This window comes from Sphingobacterium prati, from assembly GCF_013167215.1.
Lineage (GTDB): Bacteria > Bacteroidota > Bacteroidia > Sphingobacteriales > Sphingobacteriaceae > Sphingobacterium > Sphingobacterium prati.
Genome location: NZ_JABJWY010000018.1, coordinates 34554 through 59407, shown reverse-complemented (window position 1 = coordinate 59407; position 24854 = coordinate 34554). Strand labels below are relative to the sequence as shown.

15 protein-coding genes and 1 tRNA gene are annotated in these 24854 nt (G+C 42.1%); 10 read left to right on the top strand and 6 right to left on the bottom strand.

Translation table 11 applies throughout. The features are described 5' to 3' along the window. Positions 1 to 250: 250 nt before the first annotated feature. From typA to HPC41_RS05400, 4 genes are all read right to left on the bottom strand, one after another. A complete protein-coding gene (gene typA, locus HPC41_RS05415; RefSeq protein ID WP_172393030.1) occupies positions 251 to 2056 on the bottom strand; it encodes a translational GTPase TypA in 1806 nt (601 codons plus the stop codon). A 78-nt stretch (positions 2057 to 2134) separates the two neighbouring features. Continuing rightward, positions 2135 to 3325, bottom strand: a complete 1191-nt coding sequence (gene kbl, locus HPC41_RS05410; protein ID WP_172393029.1) for a glycine C-acetyltransferase — start codon at positions 3323 to 3325, stop codon at positions 2135 to 2137. A 381-nt stretch (positions 3326 to 3706) separates the two neighbouring features. Beyond that, entirely contained in the window at positions 3707 to 4954 is a 1248-nt protein-coding gene (locus HPC41_RS05405; protein WP_172393028.1) for an ABC transporter permease, read from the bottom strand. Positions 4955 to 5126: 172 nt separating this feature from the next. Beyond that, a complete protein-coding gene (locus HPC41_RS05400; RefSeq protein ID WP_172393027.1) occupies positions 5127 to 5552 on the bottom strand; it encodes a DUF2147 domain-containing protein in 426 nt (141 codons plus the stop codon). Positions 5553 to 5907: 355 nt separating this feature from the next. Between HPC41_RS05400 and HPC41_RS05395 the strand changes: the two genes are divergently transcribed. Together HPC41_RS05395 and HPC41_RS05390 are read left to right on the top strand one after the other, a co-directional pair. After that, on the top strand, positions 5908 to 6249 hold the full coding sequence (locus HPC41_RS05395; RefSeq protein ID WP_172393026.1) for a phage holin family protein: 342 nt from the start codon (positions 5908 to 5910) through the stop codon (positions 6247 to 6249). A 192-nt stretch (positions 6250 to 6441) separates the two neighbouring features. After that, positions 6442 to 8337, top strand: a complete 1896-nt coding sequence (locus HPC41_RS05390; RefSeq protein WP_172393025.1) for a heavy metal translocating P-type ATPase — start codon at positions 6442 to 6444, stop codon at positions 8335 to 8337. Between the two features lie 129 nt (positions 8338 to 8466). Here the strand turns inward: HPC41_RS05390 and pgi are convergent, their stop codons facing one another. Then, positions 8467 to 10134 (bottom strand): glucose-6-phosphate isomerase, encoded by a 1668-nt coding sequence (gene pgi / locus HPC41_RS05385; RefSeq protein ID WP_172393024.1) that lies wholly within the window; start codon positions 10132 to 10134, stop codon positions 8467 to 8469. A 278-nt stretch (positions 10135 to 10412) separates the two neighbouring features. Between pgi and prfB the strand changes: the two genes are divergently transcribed. The 8 genes from prfB to HPC41_RS05345 all read left to right on the top strand — a co-directional run bounded on the left by prfB (position 10413) and on the right by HPC41_RS05345 (position 24631). After that, a protein-coding gene (gene prfB / locus HPC41_RS05380) for a peptide chain release factor 2 (RefSeq protein ID WP_172393023.1) occupies positions 10413 to 11496 on the top strand; the annotation gives its coding sequence in 2 pieces (ribosomal slippage) (positions 10413 to 10472 and positions 10474 to 11496; 1083 coding nt in all). 400 nt (positions 11497 to 11896) lie between these two features. After that, on the top strand, positions 11897 to 13345 hold the full coding sequence (locus tag HPC41_RS05375) for a glycosyltransferase family 2 protein (protein WP_216660671.1): 1449 nt from the start codon (positions 11897 to 11899) through the stop codon (positions 13343 to 13345). Positions 13346 to 13384: 39 nt separating this feature from the next. Next, entirely contained in the window at positions 13385 to 14686 is a 1302-nt protein-coding gene (locus tag HPC41_RS05370) for a nucleotide sugar dehydrogenase (protein WP_172393022.1), read from the top strand. A 222-nt stretch (positions 14687 to 14908) separates the two neighbouring features. Beyond that, positions 14909 to 15454, top strand: a complete 546-nt coding sequence (locus tag HPC41_RS05365) for an RNA polymerase sigma factor (protein ID WP_172393021.1) — start codon at positions 14909 to 14911, stop codon at positions 15452 to 15454. A gap of 136 nt (positions 15455 to 15590) precedes the next feature. Then, complete coding sequence (locus HPC41_RS05360; protein WP_172393020.1) at positions 15591 to 16706, top strand: FecR family protein; 1116 nt, start codon at positions 15591 to 15593, stop codon at positions 16704 to 16706. Positions 16707 to 16947: 241 nt separating this feature from the next. After that, positions 16948 to 20373 (top strand): TonB-dependent receptor, encoded by a 3426-nt coding sequence (locus tag HPC41_RS05355; RefSeq protein ID WP_172393018.1) that lies wholly within the window; start codon positions 16948 to 16950, stop codon positions 20371 to 20373. A gap of 16 nt (positions 20374 to 20389) precedes the next feature. Beyond that, the gene (locus HPC41_RS05350) at positions 20390 to 22183 is read left to right on the top strand and encodes a RagB/SusD family nutrient uptake outer membrane protein (protein WP_172393017.1); all 1794 of its coding nucleotides are present in this window, start codon (positions 20390 to 20392) and stop codon (positions 22181 to 22183) included. Between the two features lie 69 nt (positions 22184 to 22252). Then, positions 22253 to 24631: an outer membrane protein assembly factor BamB family protein gene (locus tag HPC41_RS05345; RefSeq protein WP_172393016.1), complete on the top strand. Its 2379-nt coding sequence runs from the start codon at positions 22253 to 22255 to the stop codon at positions 24629 to 24631. 137 nt (positions 24632 to 24768) lie between these two features. On the opposite strand, the gene HPC41_RS05340 is transcribed toward HPC41_RS05345, so the two are convergent. After that, positions 24769 to 24840, bottom strand: a tRNA-Glu gene (locus HPC41_RS05340). Between the last annotated feature and the right edge of the window lie 14 nt (positions 24841 to 24854).

The following is a 24854-nucleotide window of genomic DNA, read 5'->3' as shown; positions in this document are numbered from 1 at the left end:
TAGTCCCTCTGAATAAAATGCATATACGAAAAAATCGAGCCCGATACTCGATATTTTCTGTAGATTGAACGATTGCCTTTTTTCCAGTTCGATGATGTATATGCCAGGGATTTTGCCATTCACGCCAGCTCGGTCAATAAGGAAAATAGCTATTGTCAGACGTATGCGTATTCAATATCCTTGGCTACTATCAAAAAAGCCATCGAAATAGAATTTCGATGGCTTTTGTCTTATAATCCTTAGCTACCTGCTATTGAAATTTTTTCGCGTTTACTTTACGCTCATTTTCTGTCAGGTAGATTTTACGCAAACGGATAGATTGTGGTGTAACCTCAATGTATTCGTCCGCTTGGATGTATTCCATAGATTCTTCTAAAGAGAATTTAATTGCCGGTGCAATACGTGTGTTATCATCTGTACCAGATGCACGCATATTTGTCAATTGTTTACCTTTAACGATGTTGATCGTTAAATCATTGTCACGGATGTGCTCTCCTAAGATTTGTCCTTCATAAATATCCACACCTGGATCAACAAAGAACTTACCTCTATCTTGTAACTTATCAATAGAGTAAGCAGTAGTTGTACCTTTGTCCAAAGAGATCAATACACCATGCAAACGTCCAGGGATTGTTCCTCTCCAAGGCTCGTATCCTTTCAAACGGTGTGCCATTACAGCTTCTCCGGCAGTAGCAGTCAATACGTTGTTACGTAGACCGATGATACCACGGGAAGGAATTTCGAACTCAAGATGTTGCATTTCGCCTTTTGTTTCCATAACCAAAAGCTCTCCTTTACGTTGTGTTACCAACTCAATCACTTTACCAGAAACTTCAGCAGGTACGTCAACAACCAATACTTCGATAGGTTCACATTTCTTACCGTCGATCTCTTTCAAGATTACTTGAGGCTGGCCTACTTGTAATTCGTAACCTTCGCGACGCATTGTTTCAATTAATACAGATAAGTGGAGGATACCACGTCCATAGACCAACCATGCATCTGGAGATTCAGTAGGAACTACGCGTAATGCTAAGTTCTTCTCTAATTCTTTTTGTAAACGATCGTGAATGTGTCTCGAAGTCACTAATTTACCTTCTTTACCAAAGAATGGGGAGTTGTTGATCGTGAACAACATATTCATTGTAGGCTCATCAATGCTAATCACCTCCAATTGTTCTGGATTGTCAAAATCTGCGATTGTATCACCGATATCAAAACCCTCGATACCAACTACAGCACAAATATCCCCACATTTAACTTCTTCCACGCGGCGACGGCCTAAACCTTCAAATGTATGTAATTCTTTTACACGTGATTTCACGATCTTACCGTCACGTTTTACCAACGAGACAGGTTGCCCTTCTTTAATCGTACCACGAGCTACACGACCGATAGCAATACGCCCTACGAATGTAGAGTAATCTAACGATGTGATTTGCATCTGCAATGTACCCTCAACAAATGGCGAAGGAGGGAAGTGATCGATGATTGCATCTAATAATTCAGATACATCTTCTTTTTTCTCTTTCCAATCTGTTGACATCCAACCCTGTTTGGAAGAACCATATAATACCGGAAATGCCAATTGCTCTTCTGTAGCATCAAGGCTAAAGAATAGATCAAATACATTTTCGTACACCTCTTCAGGGCGGCAGTTTTCTTTGTCCACTTTATTGACTACAACCAAAGGCTTCAAACCTAAGGATAATGCTTTTTGTGTAACAAAACGTGTTTGCGGCATCGGACCTTCGAAAGCATCCACAAGCAATACAACACCATCAGCCATTTTCAATACACGCTCTACTTCACCACCGAAATCGGCGTGACCAGGTGTATCAATAACGTTAATCTTTACACCTTTATATTGAACAGAAACGTTTTTAGCGACAATAGTAATACCGCGTTCACGTTCTAAATCGTTATTATCCAGAATTAAATCACCTGTACCATCATTATCTCTAAAAAGATTTGTGAAGTGTAAGATTTTGTCTACCAACGTAGTTTTACCGTGATCGACGTGAGCGATAATCGCTATGTTTCTAATATTTTGCATCCAGCAAGTAAATTTGTTTTTAAATTCAGGGTGCAAAGATAAACATTTTGCACCACAAAATTTATAACTCTGTGTATTTTATTTAATTACACCTAATTCTTTACCTACTTTGGTAAAGGCGGCGATCGCTTTGTCTAAGTGCGCAAGCTCATGTCCTGCTGAAATCTGTACACGGATACGGGCTTTTCCCTGAGGTACAACAGGATAGTAAAAACCGATTACATAGATACCTTCATCCAACATCTTAGCCGCAAATTCCTGCGCTAGTTTTGCATCGTAAAGCATCACAGGCACGATCGGATGGAAACCTGGCTTGATATCAAATCCTGCTTCCGTCATCTTTTCACGGAAATATTTGGTATTGGATTCAAGCTTGTCACGCAAAGCGGTCGTCTCACTCAGCATATCCAATACCGCAACGGAAGCGCCCGCAATCGCTGGTGCCAAGGTATTTGAAAATAAATACGGGCGCGAACGCTGACGTAACAAATCAATAATCTCTTTTTTACCAGAAGTGAAACCGCCAGAAGCACCACCAAGGGCTTTACCTAATGTTCCGGTAATAATATCTACACGATCGATCACGTTGAATAGCTCGTGTGTACCACGGCCTGTAGCGCCAATAAAACCTGTACAATGGGATTCGTCAATCATGACCAACGCCTGATATTTGTCCGCAAGATCACAGATCTTGTCTAACGGAGCAACTGATCCGTCCATCGAAAAGGCACCATCGGTAACGATGATTCTGTGTCTCGCTTCGGATGCTGCCTGCAATTGTGTTTCTAGATCTGCCATATCCGCATTTTTATAGCGGAAACGTTGTGCTTTACACAAACGTACACCATCGATAATCGAAGCATGATTCAATTCATCGGAAATAATGGCGTCCTCAGCACCAAACAAAGGCTCGAAAACACCGCCGTTTGCATCAAATGCCGCGGCATATAAAATCGTATCTTCTGTCCCTAAAAATTGGGATATTTTTGCTTCTAATTCTTTATGTACATCTTGTGTCCCACAGATAAAACGTACGGAGGACATGCCATAACCATGTGTATCAATCGCCTGCTTAGCCGCCTCGATCACTTTCGGGTGAGAAGACAATCCCAAATAGTTGTTTGCACAAAAATTGATGACTTCCTGCCCTGTGCTCACTTTAATATCTGCGCCTTGAGGGGTAACGATCACCCGCTCTTGTTTATACAATCCCGCTTCTTTGATTGCTTCCAATTCTTTTTGTAAAACTGGTTGTAATGTATTGTACATAATTCGAATTTATTTTTTATACAATATTACAGGTTTTCATTGGAATAATTCACTCTTGGCGCTTGAGAAATAGGTTATTCACGCAGAATTCACCTCAAATCAATGTTTTGATAACATGAAAACGATTGCACAAATTTATATTGCGCTACCAGCTTACTTGCTCATGATAACCTCACGATTGATTTGTATTCATTAACTACATCGAATATCGAGTTGCTACATACCAATTCGCAAAGTTTAAAAACAAGAACATATAGATATCCTTCGCCGTTAACCTCCTTGATACATAAAATTCAAGTGCATGACTGCCTCTCAGAGAAGGATGTGATATTTGAATGAATGGAATCTTCTTGGAGAAAGCGACTAGAGGGATAGCAAAAGCTATTCGTACCGTAAGGCATCAACCGGATCCAACTTCGAAGCTTTTGATGCAGGGTAATAACCCGACAGCATCCCGACTAGCCCACATACAGCAAATCCGAGAATAATTGCTGTCCAAGGGATAATAAAGGAAGTCCCCAGCTGAAGGGCCAATAAATTACCGATCAGGATACCGATAAATATTCCCGCAACCCCGCCCATCATACAGATGACGATGGCCTCCATGAGGAATTGCTTGCGAATTACACTCGGGGTAGCTCCTATTGCCTTGCGAATCCCAATTTCCCGTGTCCGTTCCGTTACAGACACCAACATGATATTCATCAGTCCGATGGATGCGCCAACAAGTGTAATAAATGCAATCACAACAGCGCCCAGGGTTACCATTGCCATATTCTGCATCAGCATTTGTGCGACGGCATCAGATTTGGTAATTTCAAAATCATTTGACTGTCTGGCCGAAAGTCCACGAATATTCCGAAATACAATGGAGGCTTCGCCAATTGCCGCTTCCAGGCGCATCGGATCATTGGAGGATACAGTGATCACATAGGAGGGTTCTACGACCTGCATAACGGATCTTGCTTTCACCAAAGGGATAAAACAGGCTCTATCACCGCCCATTCCGGCCGAAGAACCTTTGCTTTTCAATACGCCAATCACCTGATACCGAATATTATTGACTGTGATAAACTGTCCGATCGGATTAATGATTTCGCCAAAAAGCATTTTACTGACCTCACTACCAATAATAATCACGGCTCCGCCGGTCTCAACATCTCTTACTGAGAAGTTACGGCCTTCACTGACAATATAGCCCGAGGTCTGAAGATAATTTTCATCGGTACCTATAAGGCCAATATTGGGGTTTGTCTTTTTGGATTGAAATTTTGCGGTCGAATTCCAGGTTACATTGGCGCTGATGGATGTTATCGCGTTAAAATGGAATTGCTGTCTGAACCGGGCAGCCTGAGCATAGGTAATATTGGCGAATACCTTTGACCGTGTCCCTCCTGTTCCGATCTGCACATTTATACCCCTATTTCGAATATTGAACGAATTGGAACCCATGGAAGAAAAAGAATCCGTTAGGGAGTTTTTCATGGCATCAATAGATGTCAATACACCAATCAGGGCCATCATCCCTATTGCTATGATCAATGCCGTTAAAAATGTCCGCAACTTGTTGCCCACAATGGATTGCAGCGCAAGTTTTACGTTTTCAACATAAGACATTTTTACGGACATAAAGCGATTTCTATAATTTGCAGATGAAAATACTGTTATTCCTTCAGAAAACCAAAAGGCAATTTATTCTACTGGAATAAATTGCCTTTTATCACGGATTTCTACCAACAGATAAATCTGCTTTACTTTCCGCTATACTAACACTGCAGATAGCTACACGATCATCTAGGATCTACTTTATCCGCTTCCAGCTCTCTGTTCTACCGAGCAAACTAACGCCCACATAACCACGGATGTCAAGTTTATCTCCCTTTAAAGTCATTTTGCAGCTGTACGTTTTTCCTGTTTTCGGATCATAGATTTTCCCGTCCTCGTAGGTATTTCCATCTTTTACAAAATTAGTCAAGATCTCCAAGCCCTGGACTGCCCTAGCCTGAAGTGCCTTATCTGGGTTTTTAATATCTTTCTTGGGCTGTCCGGCTTCATTATTCGGAAATTTAAGCCAATAAAGCTTGCCGAAAAATTTATCTCCTTTTTTATAAATCTCCACACGACCCTCACCACTTGGGTTTTCCCATTTTCCGATAATCGGATCTGTTTGTGCAAACAATGCTACTGTAACAAACAACATTGTAAATGCCATCATCATTTTCTTCATTGGTCTATTGATTTATGAGTTATTACTATAAAACAACGCTTTGTCTTACTTACTAATCTATCAGAAATAAATATACAAAATATTTGCTATGCCAGCATACATTATTTCGCCTGATATAAATCTACCTGGATAGACACGACAATGCCTTTTTGGTTTAAAATCTTCCTTCAAGTTGTATGGAGATTGCAAGCAAAAATACGGCTGGCATGCTATTGCAACAGGATGGTAGCAATGCCGACACCTAGATTAAACGTACCAAGTTTATACCGCTAACATAAAACAAATTTTGGCATCGCGTTTGTACGATAGTTTTTATATTATTACTTTATTCACTGTTTATAAATTAGCACATATTATGAAATTTATTATTAGTCTTTTACTCACCGGAGTTGTTGTCGCAATTGCTTGTTGGCTTATACCTGGTGCTCAAGTTGCAGGTTTTGGCTGGGCCATTGTCACAGGTCTGGTGATCGGACTTGTCAATGCAACCGTAGGTTCTATTTTAAGATTGTTCACATTTCCCTTAAATTGGCTAACGTTGGGACTAGTTTCCTTTATCATCACCGTTTTAATGGTATTGCTTTCAGACTCACTCCTTGGATCTAAATTTGATGTGGACGGTTTTTGGACCGCCGCGTTATTTGCCATCGTCGTCGCTATATTGGAAATGATCATTGGAAGTACTTCTAAAGACTAAATTATATTTATTATATATCTAAAGGCTGTTTTTCGTTTTAGAAAGCAGCCTTTTGTATATATGTGCCGATGATAAACACCTGGTGGTTTTTCTAGGTCGAGACCATACTTATTCACTATTTTAATTCCTTCTATCCTCGTTTATTAAACCTAAAATAGCTAAATTTAGATTATTTATCAGACCTCTCGATATATGTGCGAACACAATCACGAGCATAGCCATACAGAAAAAGAGATCCCTTGGTGGGTGTCACAACGCAAACTTCTTATTGCACTCCTCCTATTGATTACACTGTTGATCCTCAAATATGCCTTTAAGGTCACGCTTCCTTTTTTTGTTTCTTTGCTCTTAAATAGTGCCGCATACCTATTAGCGGGTCTACCTGTTCTCCATATGGCTTTTCGAAAAGCCAAACGGGGTGATTTTTTCAATGAATTCTTTTTGATGAGTATCGCAACCATAGGTGCTTTTGCAATAGGAGAATTTGAAGAAGGGGTGGCCGTGATGGTCTTTTATCAGATCGGTGAATGGTTTCAGGATACGGCAGTGAACAATGCAAAAAAATCCATTAAGTCGCTATTAGACATCCGTCCGGATAAAGTCACGGTCTTGCGTGATGGCAAACAAGTAGCTGTAGACCCCAAAACTGTGGCACTCGGCGAAGTTATCATTGTCAAAGCTGGCGAAAAAGTGGGGTTAGATGGAAAACTGATAAATGAACGGGCTGCATTCAATACGGCTGCCCTAACCGGAGAAAGCAAGCCAGACACCAAATATCAGGGTGACGCTGTCTTTGCGGGCATGATAAATTTAGAAACGGTTTCTGAAATCAGCGTAAGCAGCTCCTTTCAGGACAGCAAACTGAGCAAGATATTAGAAATGGTGCAGGATGCTACGGCACGAAAATCTAAAACACAGCTGTTTATTTCCAAGTTTGCAAAGGTTTATGTCCCAATTATCTTCGCTCTGGCTGTTCTCGTGCTGATCGTCCCTATTTTTATTGTTAGTGACTATAGCTTTAGAGAATGGTTTTATCGCAGTCTGGTGTTTCTGGTAATCAGTTGTCCTTGTGCGTTGGTCGTGTCGATCCCATTAGGTTACTTCGGTGGGATAGGCCTAGCTTCCAGAAATGGAATCTTGTTCAAAGGTGGCAATTTCCTGGATGCCATCACTGCTGTGGATACGATTGTCATGGATAAAACCGGCACCCTTACCGAAGGTGTCTTTGAAGTGAAAGAGGTCTCCGCTGTGAACGGAAATTTGGCAGAACTATTGGATTATGCCAAAGCGATTGAATCCAATTCCACCCATCCTATCGCAAAGGCGATAGCGAGCTATCATCAGGGAGATGCAACCTTCAATACCAACGGGATAGCGGAAGTGGCTGGCCATGGACTCAAAGCGACGATCAACGATAAGTTTGTTCTCGCCGGCAACAACAAACTGCTGGACAAGTTTGGCATTTCCTATCCGGAAGAAATAAAGCAAATTGTCCATTCCATTGTACTGATAGCAATAGACAATCGTTATGCAGGCTATATAACGGTTGCTGATCGAAATAAACCGGATGCAAAAGCGGTCATTTCGGCAATGCGGGCACAAGGCTTATACACCATCATGCTGTCTGGCGATAAAAAGGCGGTGGTAGATAATGTGGCAAGCGAACTGGGGATAGATAAAGCTTATGGTGACCTGTTGCCCGAGGACAAAGTAAGTCATGTACAAAAACTGATCGACGAAGGACGAAATGTCGCTTTTGCCGGAGATGGTGTCAACGATGCTCCTGTGGTTGCTTTGGCCCAGGTTGGCATCGCAATGGGCGGATTAGGTGCAGATGCGACTATCGAAACGGCTGATGTGGTGATTCAGAATGATGAACCTCATAAAATCCTATCGGCGATTAAAATTGGAAAAATCACGCGTCATATTGTATGGCAGAATGTCATCCTGGCAATGGGTATAAAGGTTATCGTGCTGATCCTAGGGGCCGGTGGAGTTGCGACGCTCTGGGAAGCTGTTATCGCTGATGTCGGGGTTGCGCTATTGGCGATTTTAAACGCCATCCGTATCCAAAACAAAACGATATAAAACAAGTCGTTAAAATAATAAAGCTAGACAAAAAGGTACTAAAATCAGCGGCTGACTTTGAAAAAAGTCAGCCGCTGATTTTATATCGCCATATTGGCACTCCTTATCGCTATGTGCTTTTTGCCGATGTTAAATGCGCCAGGATTTATAAGTATTGATCAATCCATTGGTGGAAGAATCATGACTTGTAACCGGATTATTATCGCCTAATTCAGGCAGAATCTGATTGGCCAGCTGTTTGCCAAGTTCGACGCCCCATTGGTCAAAACTGTAGATATTCCAGATCACCCCTTGTACAAAAATCTTATGCTCATAAAGTGCGATAAGCCGGCCCAAGGTACGTGGTGTCATTTTCTTCAACAGTATGGAATTTGTCGGTCGGTTGCCTTCAAATACTTTATAGGCTTTTAGTTCTTCGATCTGTAGCTCTGATTTCCCTGCTTTCTTCAATTCGGTAACCACTTCTTGCTCGGTCTTACCATTCATCAACGCCTCAGTCTGGGCAAAGAAATTAGATAATAAAAGCTGATGGTGGTTGCCTATAGGATTGAGACTATTCGCTGGTGCGATAAAATCGCATGGTATCAATTTTGTTCCCTGGTGGATCAATTGGTAAAAGGCATGTTGCCCGTTTGTCCCAGGCTCACCCCAGATAATAGGTCCTGTTTGATAGTTCACGACTTCGCCATTGCGATCTATATACTTACCATTGCTTTCCATATCGCCTTGTTGGAAATATGCGGCAAAACGATGCAAGTATTGATCGTAAGGAAGGATTGCATGGCTTTCTGCCTGAAAGAAGTTATTGTACCATATGCCAAGCAATGCCAATATCACTGGAATATTTTCTTCGAAGGCGCTGGTTCTGAAATGCTCATCTGCATCGGAAGCCCCTTTTAGAAGTTCCTCAAAATTATCAAATCCAATAGCCAAGCTGATGGACAGACCAATGGCAGACCAAAGGGAATAACGTCCGCCAACCCAATCCCAGAATTCGAACATATTTTGTGGATCTATACCGAAAGCCTTAACGGCCTCCGTATTGGTGCTCAATGCCGCAAAATGTTTGGCGACATCTCCTTGGCTGCCCCCCTTACTCAAAAACCAATCCTTTGCGGTGTGTGCATTAGCCATTGTTTCCTGGGTGGTGAAAGTTTTGGACGCAATCAGAAATAATGTCGTTTCGGGATCTACAGTTTTCAATGTTTCGGCAATATGGGTGCCATCTACATTAGATACAAAATGTACATTTAAACGCGTTTTATATGCCTTTAGAGCCTCTGTTACCATAACGGGGCCAAGATCAGACCCACCGATACCGATATTAACCACATCCGTAATCTCTTTGCCTGTATACCCTTTCCACTCTCCGGATATAATTTTGGCGGTAAAGGTTTTCATTTGTGCCAACACACGTCTCACATCTGGCATCACATCTTTTCCATCGACAAATACAGGTTTTTCGGATTGATTCCTCAACGCCGTATGCAAGACAGGCCTATTTTCTGTTACGTTGATTCGTTCGCCCGCGAACATAGCCTCAATGGCATCGGCAAGGCCACATTCTTTCGCCAGCTGCACCAAAAGAACTTTCGTCTCTTCGTTTATACGATTCTTGGAGTAATCCAAAAGGATATCTTCGAAAGCGATCGAGAACTTCTCAAAACGTGCAGGATCTGCGGCAAAAAGCTGGCGTAAATCCTTGAAACCATTACTATATGGGCCAAATAGTGATCCAAAATGCTGCGTTAGATTTCTATAGGCCTCTGTCTTTGTAAAATTAATTTTTGGGAACATGCTGTTTTACTGAATTATTTGTTTTTAAACCTCGATCAGATCCTGTTATATATTTTATTACAAATCGTATAGATCGTTAACGACTGTTATTCTGTCGACAATATCAAAACTAAAAAAAAAAGGTCAGATATTCGTACCGTGGACTGTGTATTGCTTATTAAAAAAATTTAATAGGCGCCTAGAGCTGATCATGTTGCTCGCAGTCTGGCCGTGATCGTAACAACTTAATTGGATGCTATTCCGCATTTATTAATTAAAAAATTTCTACATTAGCAGCTATGACAAAAGAACAAATTCAAGACTTGAGGGATCGCGTTACTTCCCTGAGGAGGCATCTTTGACATCGATGCCCGCAAAGACGAAATAGAGAGGGACCAGGCCATTACCCTGGAAGCAAACTTCTGGGATGATTCCAAAGCTGCAGAGAAAATATTGCAGGCCATCAAAAACCAAAAAGTATGGACTGATCATTTTGATGAAGTGGCTTCGGCAGTTGAAGACACATATGTCATGTATGAGTTTTTTCAATCTGGAGATGCTACGGATAAAGAACTGGATGATCAATATAAACTTGCATTGGAGAAAGTCGAAGAACTGGAGTTCAAGAATATGCTTAGCGCTGAGGAGGATCAGCTGGATGCCATCCTACAGATCACCGCTGGTGCCGGGGGTACCGAAAGCTGTGACTGGGCAGCCATGCTCATGCGGATGTATATTATGTGGGGCGAGAAAAATGGGTATAAAGTCACCGAACAGGACTCCCAGGAAGGCGATGTGGCCGGAATCAAAAGTGTCACCCTTCAATTATCTGGAGCCTTTGCTTATGGCTACCTTAAAGGTGAAAATGGCGTCCATCGATTGGTCCGTATTTCCCCTTTTGACTCCAACGCAAAAAGACATACTTCATTTGCATCGGTTTATGTCTATCCGCTGATTGATGACAATATCGAAATCGATGTTAAAGATTCGGAAATCGAATGGGATACCTTCCGTTCGGGAGGTGCTGGAGGACAGAATGTAAACAAGGTGGAGACAGCTGTACGGCTACATCATAAACCCACAGGCATTATTATCAAAAACCAGGAAACGAGATCACAATTGCAAAATAAGGAAAACGCTTTGCGCTTATTGAAATCACAATTGTATGAGATCGAAATGCGAAAACGACAAGAAGCCTCAGCAGCGATTGAAGGAAATAAAAAGAAAATTGAATGGGGGTCCCAAATTCGTAACTATGTCTTACACCCCTATAAATTAATCAAGGATTTACGCACTAATTACGAAACATCAAATACCCAGGCTGTATTGGATGGAGACCTTAATGATTTCCTGAAAAATTATCTAATGGAATTTGGCGGTTAATATCCCCCACAATAAACAAAAAAATACGCTCCAGGCTGAGCGTATTTTTTTTTGCTATAAAGCACTGCCTTATTTCAGACACAGTTTGTCACATAAACTGTCAATTACTCTTTAAAAAAATCCCAAAAATGTTAAAAAACCTTAAAAGTCTACCATAGGGTTAGCGTAGGTAATTATTGATTAGATAGACAACAAAATACAATCAACAGGTTCATTATCAATATCTTAAAATACGAATTTATGTATCAACAACGTTACAAAACATAAATACCTTCAATTTTTGGCACAAAATAAAGGCATGTGTTTTGCGTTTATGGATTCGTAATATTTTCATTACAAAAGACTCAGTATGGGTCGGCAAGAGAATAAAGAAGAATGTATATCTAAAAATAGAACGGTTATGAATTACATGAAAGAAAACTCAATCGTATCAAAGCAGATGGCCAAACAATGGAAACCTGCAGTGTACGACGTTAATGAAGAAAAACAGCAACAATCTGCGACGACAGTAGACAAAGTTGAAGAAAGCAATTTTGGAGCAAAAGAATACGGTATTTTTGGGGCTACCTTTTTTGTGCTATTTGCGTCAGTCTTTGGTGTATATATGCTACAGCCAGATTTTGATGCATTACGTTTTCAACGTCTAGACAGTATCGGCGGCACTTTTTTAATTGGTTTAGGTATATTTTTAGCCGTTGTCGCCATCAGTTTCTTACTACTCTTAATTGTACTTCATCGTAAATACAAGCCAATTGCATCTGTTTCAGATGAAGAACTGCCAACATGTACGATTATCGTTCCAGCATATAATGAAGGGCAATTGGTATACGATACCCTGCACAGCTTGGCCAGCAGTGATTATCCGGAGAAAAAACTCCAGATTATCGCTATTGACGACGGAAGCAAAGACAATACCTTTGCCTGGATACAACGTGCGAAGATGGAACTGGGTGATCGTATTGAAATCTATCAACAACCAAAAAACATGGGTAAACGCCATGCCCTATACCGTGGTTTCAAATTGGGGACAGGCGAAGTATTTATTACGGTAGATAGCGATTCTGTGGTCAACAAAGACACCATTCGTAACATGGCCAGTCCATTTGTCACCAATGAAGAATGTGGAGCTGTGGCCGGTAATGTGCGCGTACTGAATAATAAAAAGGCAATCATACCTCGTATGTTAAATGTGAGTTTTGTATTCAGTTTTGAGTTTGTACGTTCGGCTCAAAGTATGTTAGGTACAGTAATGTGTACTCCCGGAGCATTATCAGGCTACCGTAGAGAAGCTGTTATGAACTGTTTAGAGGATTGGGTCAATCAAACTTTTATGGGACAACCTTCTGACATTGGAGAAGATCGTGCCATGACGAACATGATATTAAAACAGGGGTATCACGTATTGTTTCAATCGAATGCTTACGTGTATACTGATACGCCTGTGCGTTATAAAAACTTATATAAAATGTTTATCCGTTGGGAACGAAGCAACGTGCGTGAAAATATCATGATGAGCCAGTTTGCCTTTAAAAATTTCCGTAAAGGGCCGAAATGGGGTGCACGGATCTTGTTGATCATGCAATGGAAAAAAGTATTGCTTTCTTATCCAATGATGTTATTGATGCTTTGGACGGTATTTCATTATCCATTAATGTTCTTAAGCTCAACCTTGGTCGGAATCCTTATTTTTTCAAGTATTCAGGCTTATTTCTTTGCCTCTAAAAATTCAGACGCCAAAGAAGCCTTCTGGGCCTACAGCTACAGTATATTTTACGCTTTTAGTTTATTTTGGATTACACCCTATGCCATTGCTACAGCGGGACGCAGAGGTTGGTTGACAAGAGGTTAATTTCAACTTAAAGAACGTATATTTACTTTAAATATAAGTATGACAGATTTTCAAATAAAAAAAATTGCCATCATTGGTCAGGGATATGTGGGACTGCCTTTAGCATTAGCTTTCTCCGAATTCTTCCCAGTGATCGGCTTCGATATAAATAAAGCACGTATTGACGAACTTAAAGCAGGCGTAGATCGCACCCTCGAGACAGGTGCTGATGAGCTCATGCAGGCAAGGAATTTATTTACCGCATCGGAACAACGTAAAGGGTATGACGCAAGCACAGCCGTTCAGGATATCGCAGATGCCAATGTATATATTGTCACTGTTCCGACGCCTATAGATCGTTATAATTCGCCGGACCTGTCGCCACTTTTGTCGGCATCTAAAATGATCGGTGAGCTTTTAAAAGCGGGTGATCTTGTCATATATGAATCCACGGTCTATCCGGGCTGTACTGAAGAAGAATGCGTCCCCGTTTTGGAAAAAAATTCGGGTTTGAAATTTAATCAAGACTTCTTTGTTGGATACTCTCCAGAACGTATAAACCCCGGAGATAAAGTAAATTCACTGCAAAAAGTGATGAAAGTAACCTCCGGAAGTACTGCCGAAGCCGGACTTGTCGTTGACGAACTTTATAAGAAAATTATTCATGCAGGTACCCATCTGGCCCCCTCAATTAAGGTTGCCGAAGCCGCAAAAGTCATTGAAAATGCACAACGCGACGTTAATATATCCTTTATGAACGAGCTGGCTTTGATTTTTGACCGCATTGGTATTGATACACAAGATGTCCTGGATGCCGCCGGAACAAAATATAATTTTCTCCGTTTCAAACCGGGTTTAGTCGGTGGACATTGTATCTCTGTAGACCCTTACTATTTGGCGCAAAAGGCAACACAATTGGGCTATCACCCGCACGTTATCCTATCTGGCCGGGAGGTTAATGACCAAGTTGCTTCTTTTATTGCTTCGAAGGTCGTTAAATTGATGATACAGAAAAATATAAAATTTGACGGCGCGAAAGCCTTAGTCTTGGGGGTAACTTTTAAGGAAAACTGTCCGGATATCCGTAACAGTAAGGTCATTGACATGATCCATGATCTTAAAGAGTTTGGTCTGGAGGTTGATATCTATGACCCTTGGGTCAATCCAGATGAATTAAGAAAACATTTTGGACTCGAGTTATTAGAGACTCTCCCCCAGTCCGGTGATTATGACAGTATCATTCTTGCTGTAGGCCATCGGGAGTTCTTACATCTGGATCTCAAAAATTTAAAAAAGGAGAGTTCTGTTGTATTCGACATTAAAGGCGTCCTAGACCGAAAATTGGTAGATGCTCGTCTGTAGTATCACCCTTAGATGCTATTTTCTAGTAACATTCTTTTTAAACCGTCAGTTTTTCTGCTATCCGCACTGGGAAAACTGGCGGTTTTGCTATAAATGGAAGTTATGCAATCGTTTGATTAAAAAAACATCATCAAATCTTTTGTTTTTAATATTAACTTAACACCACAATTATAAATTTGACCTCATTAAACGAAGGGATATTTAGCACAAATTGCGGTACTTATGAAACAGTTAGACGACACCGAGCTATTCGCCAGAATTCAAGCGGACGACCGTTATGCTTTTTCTGAATTAGTCAATTGCTATTCGGACATACTTTTCCGTTTTATTCAGCGTCGTGTCTCTTGCGTCGAAGATAGCGAAGACATTCTGCAGGAGGTATTTGTTTCACTATGGAATCAGCGCCACAAAATCACCATCGAAATCTCTTTGTACCCCTATTTATTTAAAACAGCCAAATACAAAATTATTGACTGGACGGTACATGAACAAAAGAAAATCGCCAGCGCCGAAAAATTACTGGCAAGCTTTCAAGACGCAGCAATATCGCCCACTTCCGAAGATGAGCTCCTGGCCAAGGAATTGGCAGTATTAATTGACTCGGAAATAGATAAAATGCCCTCAACAATGAAATCGGCCTTTTCACTCAGCCGAAAGGAGTCGATGTCCATTAAAGATATCGCTTCAGAACTGGCCATTTCCGAACAAACGGTGAAAAATAATATTTCACTGGCTCTAGGCTGGCTCAAGCTTCGCTTTAAATCATAAATCGACTGTATCGGGTAGCAAATCTAACGCGTCGCTGCACATCAGCAAAAAATATAACCTTATATCACAGCCACTTATCCATTAATTCTAATTTTTCTTCGGTACTTTTTTTCTCTTGCACAGATTATAGGTCTGTATGAAGGAACAAGAATCGTCAGATCAAGCGAAAGCGTTGCTCAAAAAATATTTGGAAGGTCAGTGTACAGCTGAAGAAGAACAGCAAGTACTGCGGTGGTTTTATGCACAGGACCAACCTGATGAAGAGCAATTACACAAGGAACAGGATGTCGGACGAGCATCGCGTATCAACGCGCGGCTAGAGGAACAGCTATTTCATGCACCGGATCCGACCATCAGACGACTTCCCTGGTTTCGTTCCAAATGGATGGTCGCCGCCATGCTTGTTGCCCTTTCGGGTTTTAGCTTTTGGCTATTTAACCGCCTTTCGACCCCTCAACAGGTAGCTCTGGAACTGGCAGCCGAAGTGCCTTCACATAACCAGGCCTTTCACAATGATATCCTTCCGGGGGGACAGTATGCAAAAATCGTGACACCCAAAGGGGAAGAGCAACAGCTTGCTGATCCCTTTGTCCAACAACTGGAACAAGCAGCCGATCAACAGGGAAAGAACTTCCTCGTCGATGTCCCCAAAGCGGGTACCTACATGATTATTCTTGAAGATGGAACAAAAGTATGGCTCAATGCTTCGACGAAGTTATCTTATCCGACACATTTCGAATCGGATCAACGGCAAGTTGCTTTAACAGGCGAAGCTTATTTTGAGGTGGCAAAAGATGCAAGCAGACCTTTCCGGATCAACGCCAATGGAACGACGATTGAAGTACTGGGGACAACTTTTAATGTCAATGCCTATCATGATGAGGTTTCCACGTCTTTAGTCGAGGGCAGCGTGAAAGTACTTAAGGAAGGTAAGCAGACAATTATCAAACCCGGGCAACAAGCAACAACAACGCTGACAAATAACATCGAAGTTACCGCAACAGATTTGGCAAAAAATACAGCTTGGCAACGGGATGAATTTTATTTCGATGGCAATAATTTCTCCGATATTTCACTTCAGATCGCGCGTTGGTATAACGTTGAATTTGAAGGAACGGAAGCAATCGGTACAAATTCAACCTATAAAGGCTCCATCAGCAGAAATAGTAGACTTTCAGAAGTATTGCAGATCCTGGCACTTGCCACAGGACGCAAATTTGATATTATCGGACGAAAGGTGATGATACAATGAGACTAATTATCCACTTTAATAAATGGCCTATGGCATAGACATCAACTTTAGCGCTTTGTGGTTAACAAAAATGGGGATGTTGACGCATCCCCGGTTAAATTCAAGGCTTATTTTTTACTGATTACCAACAGAAATTTTAAAACCTTAAAAATCATTCTAATTTATGAATTTTTTTTCTCCAATGAAAAGGCCGGAGAAAGATCGGGGATTCCGGATTCCGCCAGCCTTTAAAACTTTATGTATGATAAAGTTAAGCACCCTTTCTTTGCTTTCCCTCGCACTTGGAGCACATGCCTCGGGAACAGCACAGACTGTCAATCTTTCCTTGAAAAAAGTACGGGTAGAAAAAGTTTTGCAAGAAATTTCAAAACAAACCGATCTCCGTTTTTTCTATGATGAAAAATTGTTGAACAGTCTGCAACCTGTAAGTATCCATGTGGATCACGGCCCTATACAACAGGCCTTATCCAAAGTACTTAAAGGTCAGAACCTGACTTATCAGATTCTCAATAATACAATCGTAATCTCAGAAAAACAACGTACAGCTATAGAGATCACTGGTACTGTGCGGGATTCTTCCACGACCTTGGCTGGCGTTACCGTATCGGTCGAAGGTCATTCAGGGATCTCAACCAAGACCGATGCCAATGGACGGTTCTCACTGCGTACACCCGAACAAGCTGTATTGACCTTCCAATACATGGGCTATACAACACAACGCATTCAAATCGGCAGTCAGCGTACCCTGGATGTGGTGTTACGTGCAAACAATGCACAGTTGGATGAAGTGGTCGTGATTGGCTACGGAACACAACGGAAAGTAAATCTTACGGGCGCTGTTGATATGGTCTCTTCCAAACAATTAGAAAGCCGTCCGATTGCTAACCTGGGTGCTGGACTACAAGGCTTGATTCCCAACCTGAATATCACAAGCTCTAACGGCCGTGCGACGACCAACCCTTCCTTTAACGTCCGTGGATTTACCAGCCTAAATGGCGGTGAACCTTTGATCCTGGTGGATAATATTCCTTATTCAGCAGATGAGGTGGCCCGAATCAATCCAAATGATGTGGAGAATGTATCTGTATTAAAAGACGCCGCCTCCGCAGCGATCTACGGTGCACGTGGGGGGTTTGGGGTTGTCTTGATTACGACAAAAAAGGCGAAAAGTGATAAACTGGATGTCTCTTTCAGCAGTAATGTTGGCTACCGGACCCTGGGAAAATTACCTAAATTTATTACAGACCCGTATCAGGTCATGGATATCAAGAACGAAGCGGGCAAGCCTCTGTATAATCTCTATCCGGAATCCGCCCGTGAATATGCCAAAAAACGTTCTTTGGATCCATCCCTACCTGCTGTAACCTTATCCGACAATGGGCAGGATTGGGTGTATACAGGTACGACAGATTGGTTAAAAGAAGCCTATAACTATACTGCCCCAACCTACAATGCCAATCTAAGCATGGCAAAGAAATCGGATAAAATCGGTTATTACCTCTCCAGTGATTATTATAAACAGGATGGTCTTTTAAAATACGGGAACGATGTCTATAAACGGTACAATGTTAGGGGAAAAGTTGATCTTGATGTAACCAACTGGCTCCAAATTTCCAACAATACGCTTTTGACCAGTACCAACTACGAAGCGCCGGTATTTCTGGATGGCGACTTTTTCTGGAACGTAAACCGAACCAACTCTTTGGACGTACCTTTCAACCCGGATGGTACCTGGACAAGGGCCGGTGCGCAGGTACTTGGTGCATTGCAAGAGGGCGGCAGGAAGGATAGCCGCATCAATGAGTTTGTCACGACATTTGCGGCAAAAGCGGCGTTGATCAAAGGCGTGTGGGACTTAAACGCCGATGCAACGATCAGACGAACTTCTGGCCTCACACGTTCTTATGATGTCCCATCCATGTACAAAATTGGCCCCCAAGCGATCTTAACGCCTACGTTCTCCAATACCTATGCCCGGAATGACAATGCTACAACGCGTTATAATGTCTATAATATCTATACCGACTTTCATAAAGAATTCGGAGATCATTATTTGCAGGCCATGGTCGGTTATAACCAGGAATATAATTACAACAATACAAACTGGATCAAGGCGCTGAGCCTAATCTCTTCGTCTGTTCCGTCTATCGGAACCGCAACTGGAGATATCTCCAAAGATGAGCGAATTAAAGACTGGGCAGTGCAAGGCATTTTCTCCCGTGTTAGCTATAATTATAAAGAAAAATACTTAGCAGAGTTCAATGGACGTTTTGATGGGTCATCTCGCTTTCCGGCAGGAAATCGCTGGGGCTTTTTCCCTTCAATCTCCGCGGGATGGGCGGTTTCAAAAGAAAGTTTCTTCGAACCCATCAAAAACGCACTTGCAATGGATTTTCTAAAAATCAGGGGTTCGTACGGTTCGTTAGGCAATCAGTTATTCAATTACAATTCTGATTATCCGTACCGTGATACTTATCCTTACATTCCCATCATGACCAACAAACAAACGGATTATATCTTGGGCAACGGAAAACCACAAGCAGTATATAGTCCCAATGCTGTTTCAGACACCTTTACCTGGGAAACAATTCAAACGGTCAATGCAGGTATTGACATGAATTTTTTCAACAGCAAGCTCGGGGTTAACTTTGATAAGTATACGCGTTATACCAAAGATATGCTTGTACCAGGAAAAGTGCTTCCCGGGCCATTTGGCACCGAAGTTCCGGTCGAAAATGCGGGCGATTTAAAAACCAAGGGCTGGGAATTGCGTCTGACTTGGCGTGATAGCAAGGAAGTGGACGGTTCGCCTTTTTGGTACAACATTGCGCTTACCTTGGCAGATAACCGGTCGTGGATAACCCGGTTTGACAACCCAAGCAAATCCCTGGGAAACAGCTGGATAAATAATTACGTCGGACAGGAAATCGGCGAAATCTGGGGCGCTGATATCACCGGATTTTTTACAAGTGATGCCGATGTAGCCAACCATCCGAATCAAACTGCGATGGGAACGGACGATCAATCGTATAAATTCTATGCCGGCGACCCGATCTTCGCCGACCGCAATGGGGATGGCAAAGTAGATATGGGCAAAAAGACAGTAGACGATCCGGGAGACATGCATATTATCGGGAACAATAGTTCCAGACTACCTTATAGCATCGACCTCTCTACCGGGTGGAAAGGTTTTGATTTCCGTGTATTCCTACAAGGTATCGGAAAACGGGGCTGGTACCCAGGTGGCTCTAATATTTACTTTTGGGGCGTGTATGCGCAACCCTGGACAAACCCCACAGCGCAAAATGCCGACCATTGGACACCAACAAATCAAGACGCGTATTTCCCAGCAGTACGAGCTTACTCTGCGGAAGATAATTATCAGCAACTCGGGATACCCAATAAACGCTATATGCAAAACGGAGCCTATATGCGGGTAAAGAATCTTACGCTAGGATACACCTTGCCAGCATCGGTATTACAACGTATCAAATTGCATAAGGTACGCTTCTTCTTCAGTGCAGAAAATGTTTTCGAGATCTCACACCTCAAGGTCAAATTGGATCCAGAATCTTTGGGTGGATTATATCCATCTTCGGCGAATCGGGTTCAGGCAGCCTATCCTTTTCAACGGACATTTACCTTTGGTATCAACATGAACCTTTAATTTAAAAACTTAAAAAATGAAACGTATCAATTATATCGCGTTAGCATCTCTGGTATTACTGGGGGTATCTTGTAAAAAAGACTACCTCGATCGAACTTCCGGTTCTGCCATCACGAAAGATGTATTTTTTAATACGCCTGAAGATCTAGCCACCTACACAAACGGGCTCTATAAACAAATGCGCGCTGAGTATACCGACTTATATTCAGATAATATCGCTTTAAGCAACAACGATCAGAATGCCGAGGTCAGAACACTCTTGGCCGGTACGCTGTCTCCCGCAACTGTAAAAGGCTGGGATAAGGAAGCATGGGCGCCATTGCGTGATGTCAATTACATGCTGAACAATGTTAGCAAAGTGAGCGGTGATCCGGCGATCATCAATCATTACATCGGAATTGCACGTTTATTTCGTGCAAACTTCTACTACAAGATGGTCAAAAAATATGGCGATGTGCCCTGGTATTCTACCGTATTAGGGACTTCATCCGAAGCCCTGTATAAAGCGAAGGACCCACGGGCCGCAGTCGTTGACTCACTGATGAAGGATCTGGAATTTGCCGCGGCAAACGTTCTTCCGACACGCACAGACAATTCTTACATCACCAAGTGGAGCGCATTGACCCTATTGTCACGCATAGCACTTCATGAGGGAACTTTCCGTAAATACCACACCGCATTAAATTTGCAAAATACCGCACAGGCATTTTTGGAAAGAGCGGCATCCGCATCCCAGGAAATCATGAACAACGGCGGTTTTGTGATTTCGGGTAACAGTGCCGCGGATTATCGTGCACTCTTCTCGAGTAATAATCTATCCACCAATAAAGAAGTTATCTTCCTTCAGAAAAACAGCAAAGATCTCGGTGCTGCGAATAATACACATACGGTGTTGGACTGGCAATGGGCGCTAAGTGCAGGCCTGGCCAACGAGTTCTTAATGAAAAATGGCACTCCATTTACTTCCACCGCAAATTATGACAAGAAGAATTTCATAGCAATTTTTCAAGATCGCAATCCGCGCCTGGCCGAAACAATTATGCCTCCAGGATTCAGTAATAATGCCGCGGGCACGCCTTACATCACTCGTCCTGACTTTGGCGGTTTGCTGCAAATTAAGTTCTACCCGCGCGATCCAGCACTTCGCGGAGGTTGGGAACTTAATTATACTGACCTTCCCATTATGCGTTACGCCGAAGTTTTATTGATCAATGCCGAAGCAAAAGCGGAATTGGGCAAATTAACACAAAGCGATATTGATGCGACCATCAACAAGATCCGTGCACGTGTAGGTATGCCAGCCTTAAATCTCGCTGTTGCCAACGCGGCTCCAGATTCGTATCTCGCAAACCAGTATCCTGCCGTCTCTGGTGTCAATAAAGGCGTAATTTTGGAAATCCGTCGGGAACGTCGTGTTGAGCTCGCGTGTGAAGGATTCCGTTTTGATGATCTTTATCGCTGGAAAGCCGGAGCTTTACTTGCACAGGCTCCAGGAGGAATATATATTCCTGCCCTTGGTGGAATTGATGTAACTGGAGATGGTGTAGCTGATATCGCCATCCTTAAAAAAGGAGATGAATCGCCAATAGCAAACCTTCCTGCAGCGGTAAAGGAAAAAATTGTAAAATTTTATGTAAATGATGGAACATTCTATCTTGAAAATGAAACTTCAGGGAAGATCAAGTTTTTGGACGATAAAGCACCACAGCGTCCACGAAGCTTTAATGAAGCAAAATACTATTATTTTCCGATACCCATCGAACAAACTGTGTTGAACCCGAAACTAGAACAGCCAACAGGCTGGAAATAACGGTTTGATTTTTCATCAAAAAGAGCCAGCTCTCCATTGGAGCCGCTGGCTCTACTTTATAGAATTACAATGAAATTAACGAAACTACTCACGTTTATCCTGCTCCCGATCGCTCCCTTATTCGCACAGCAACGGGTGGGTCGGGTTTTTGAAGATCAAAATGCAAACAATCAATTCGAACAGCAGGAGAAACAACTTGCCGGAATTGTTGTGTCTGATGGGTATGATGTGGTAAAGACCAACAAAGATGGAACGTACACCCTACCCCACAATCCCAATGCCCGCTTTCTGTTTGTCAGCATTCCAAGTGGATATAAGGCGACCAAAACGCATTACATTGCACTTCGTGAAGAACATAAAAATTTAGATTTTGCCTTAGTCAAAGACACTATCCAACAATCCGATTTTTTACGCTTTATCCAAATTACGGATACCGAAACTCCTTTGTATGGTCCTTGGATTGATAACGTCAGAAATTACGCTCAACAGCAAAAAGCGAGCTTGATCATGCATACGGGTGACATCTGCTATGAGCAAGGGATGCTTTTTCACGCCAAGCAGGTCAATTCAGAACTTATGGGTAGACCAACTTATTATACTGTTGGCAACCACGACCTAGTAAAAGGCGAATATGGGGAAAAGCTATTTGAAGACCTCTTCGGTCCGACCTACTATTCCTTTGATGCAGGTCCTGCCCATTTTGTTGTAACGCCCATGCCGAACGGCGACTATAAGCCGAGTTACACTGCCGATCAAATTATTTCCTGGCTCAAAAAGGACCTTGCAACAATGGATAAGTCAAAACCGTTGATCTTTATCAATCATGACTTCTTCGCTGGGCAAGACTTTATACTGAAAGGTGAGAACGAGCAAATTGACTTGATGCAATATAATCTAAAGGCTTGGTTTTATGGGCATTGGCACAACAATTTTATCTTTAAACAGATGGGCGTATATGTCGTATGTTCAAACGCGCCCAATAAAGGTGGTATTGACAATTCGGCAGCGCAGTTTGTCGTGGTCGATATCGACAAACAAGGAATCAAAGATATTAAACCTATTTATACCAATCTACGTGATCATATCCAACTAGTACATCCAGCCACTGACCAACAAATAAATGCTCAAGAAACTCTTCCAATCGTGGTCAATGCTTATGACAGTGAGCGAAAAATACAAAAGGTTGCAGTGGAAATCTCTAACCATGAAACAGGTAAACGTCTAGCCAATGTTCAACTGTCTCCTTCTGGCGATTGGTTATGGCAAACAAAAGTACCATTCGGAAAACAAAAAGGTCAATATGATGCGCTGATTACCATCTTTTATCAAAATGGAGAACAATCTTTAAAAAGACAGACCTTTAACCTTGTCAGCGATACAGAAAGTGGCATGAAATTACAATGGTCTACTGCTGTGAAAGGAAATATCTGGAAAACAAGTCCATTAATTGTCGGGGATAAACTTTTTGTTGGGACAATGGACGATGGTATCGGAACCAACCATTCCATTATGGCACTAGATAAGCGAACAGGCAATGTGCTATGGTCGTTACCTACCATAAATTCAATAAAACATAAACTGCGTTACAGTGATGGAGTACTGCTCGCAACCGATGTCGAGACAAATATATACGCCATTGATGCCGATATAGGCAAAACCTTGTGGATTAAAAAACCACCTCACCCAAGTCTTCCTACTTTTGTCTCTGGGCCTGCACTGGACAAAGGAGTTTATTATACCGGTCTGGGTAGGCGTATGTCGGCGATAGACATCCATACGGGAAAAGTACTTTGGCAAGGTGTTGAGCCTTCGGGCGGCGAGGCTACTCCGGCACAGCTATCTGTCGTGGATCAAACGTTGGTAGCTGGATACAATTGGAATGCCTTATGCGCTTATGATATCCAGAATGGAAAATTGCTTTGGAAACGACAAGAGGATGGATTACGCTTTAGAAGCGGCGGAGTCACTGAGAAAGATGGCGATCTCTATACAACGGGGCTAAACGGCATATTTAAGCTCAATCTGAAAACAGGTGATATCGTACAGAAGAGTATCAAGACTGATGATTTTAAAATCATGGCTTCTCCCGAAATTTTAAGTGATTTATTGATCATGCCAACATCTACCAACGGAATAAAAGCGTATGACCCACATACCTTCGAAGAGAAATGGCATTTTGCCACGGGTGAATCGTTGGTGTATACCTCACCTTACAGTAGTCCTGACCAACACAAAATGGTCGGCACGGTAGAGTCGTCAATAACTAAAGCAAAAGGAAAATTGCTTTTCGGCGCTTCAGATGGCTGCCTCTATGTGCTCAGTAAAGAAGGCAAACTACTTTCAAAGTTCAATCTGGGGGCGCCTATTTTTTCGGAAATCACTGTCGATGGCGATTTTATTTATAGCGCTGATTTCGCGGGTAATGTCTCCTGCTTTAAATTATGGTGAACAATATAAATCCTCGAAACTCTCAAATCTAGGATAAGCCTAAATCAAAGCGTTTTGAAAAAAAAGGATTAGGTAGAGACGCTGAAATAAACAAGATTTTTGGCACAAAAAAAGCGACTCGTTTGAAGTCGCTTTTGTAGCCCGTAGGGGAATCGAACCCCTGTTTCAAGAATGAAAATCTTGCGTCCTAACCCCTAGACGAACGGGCCGTTTTCTGTTTCGG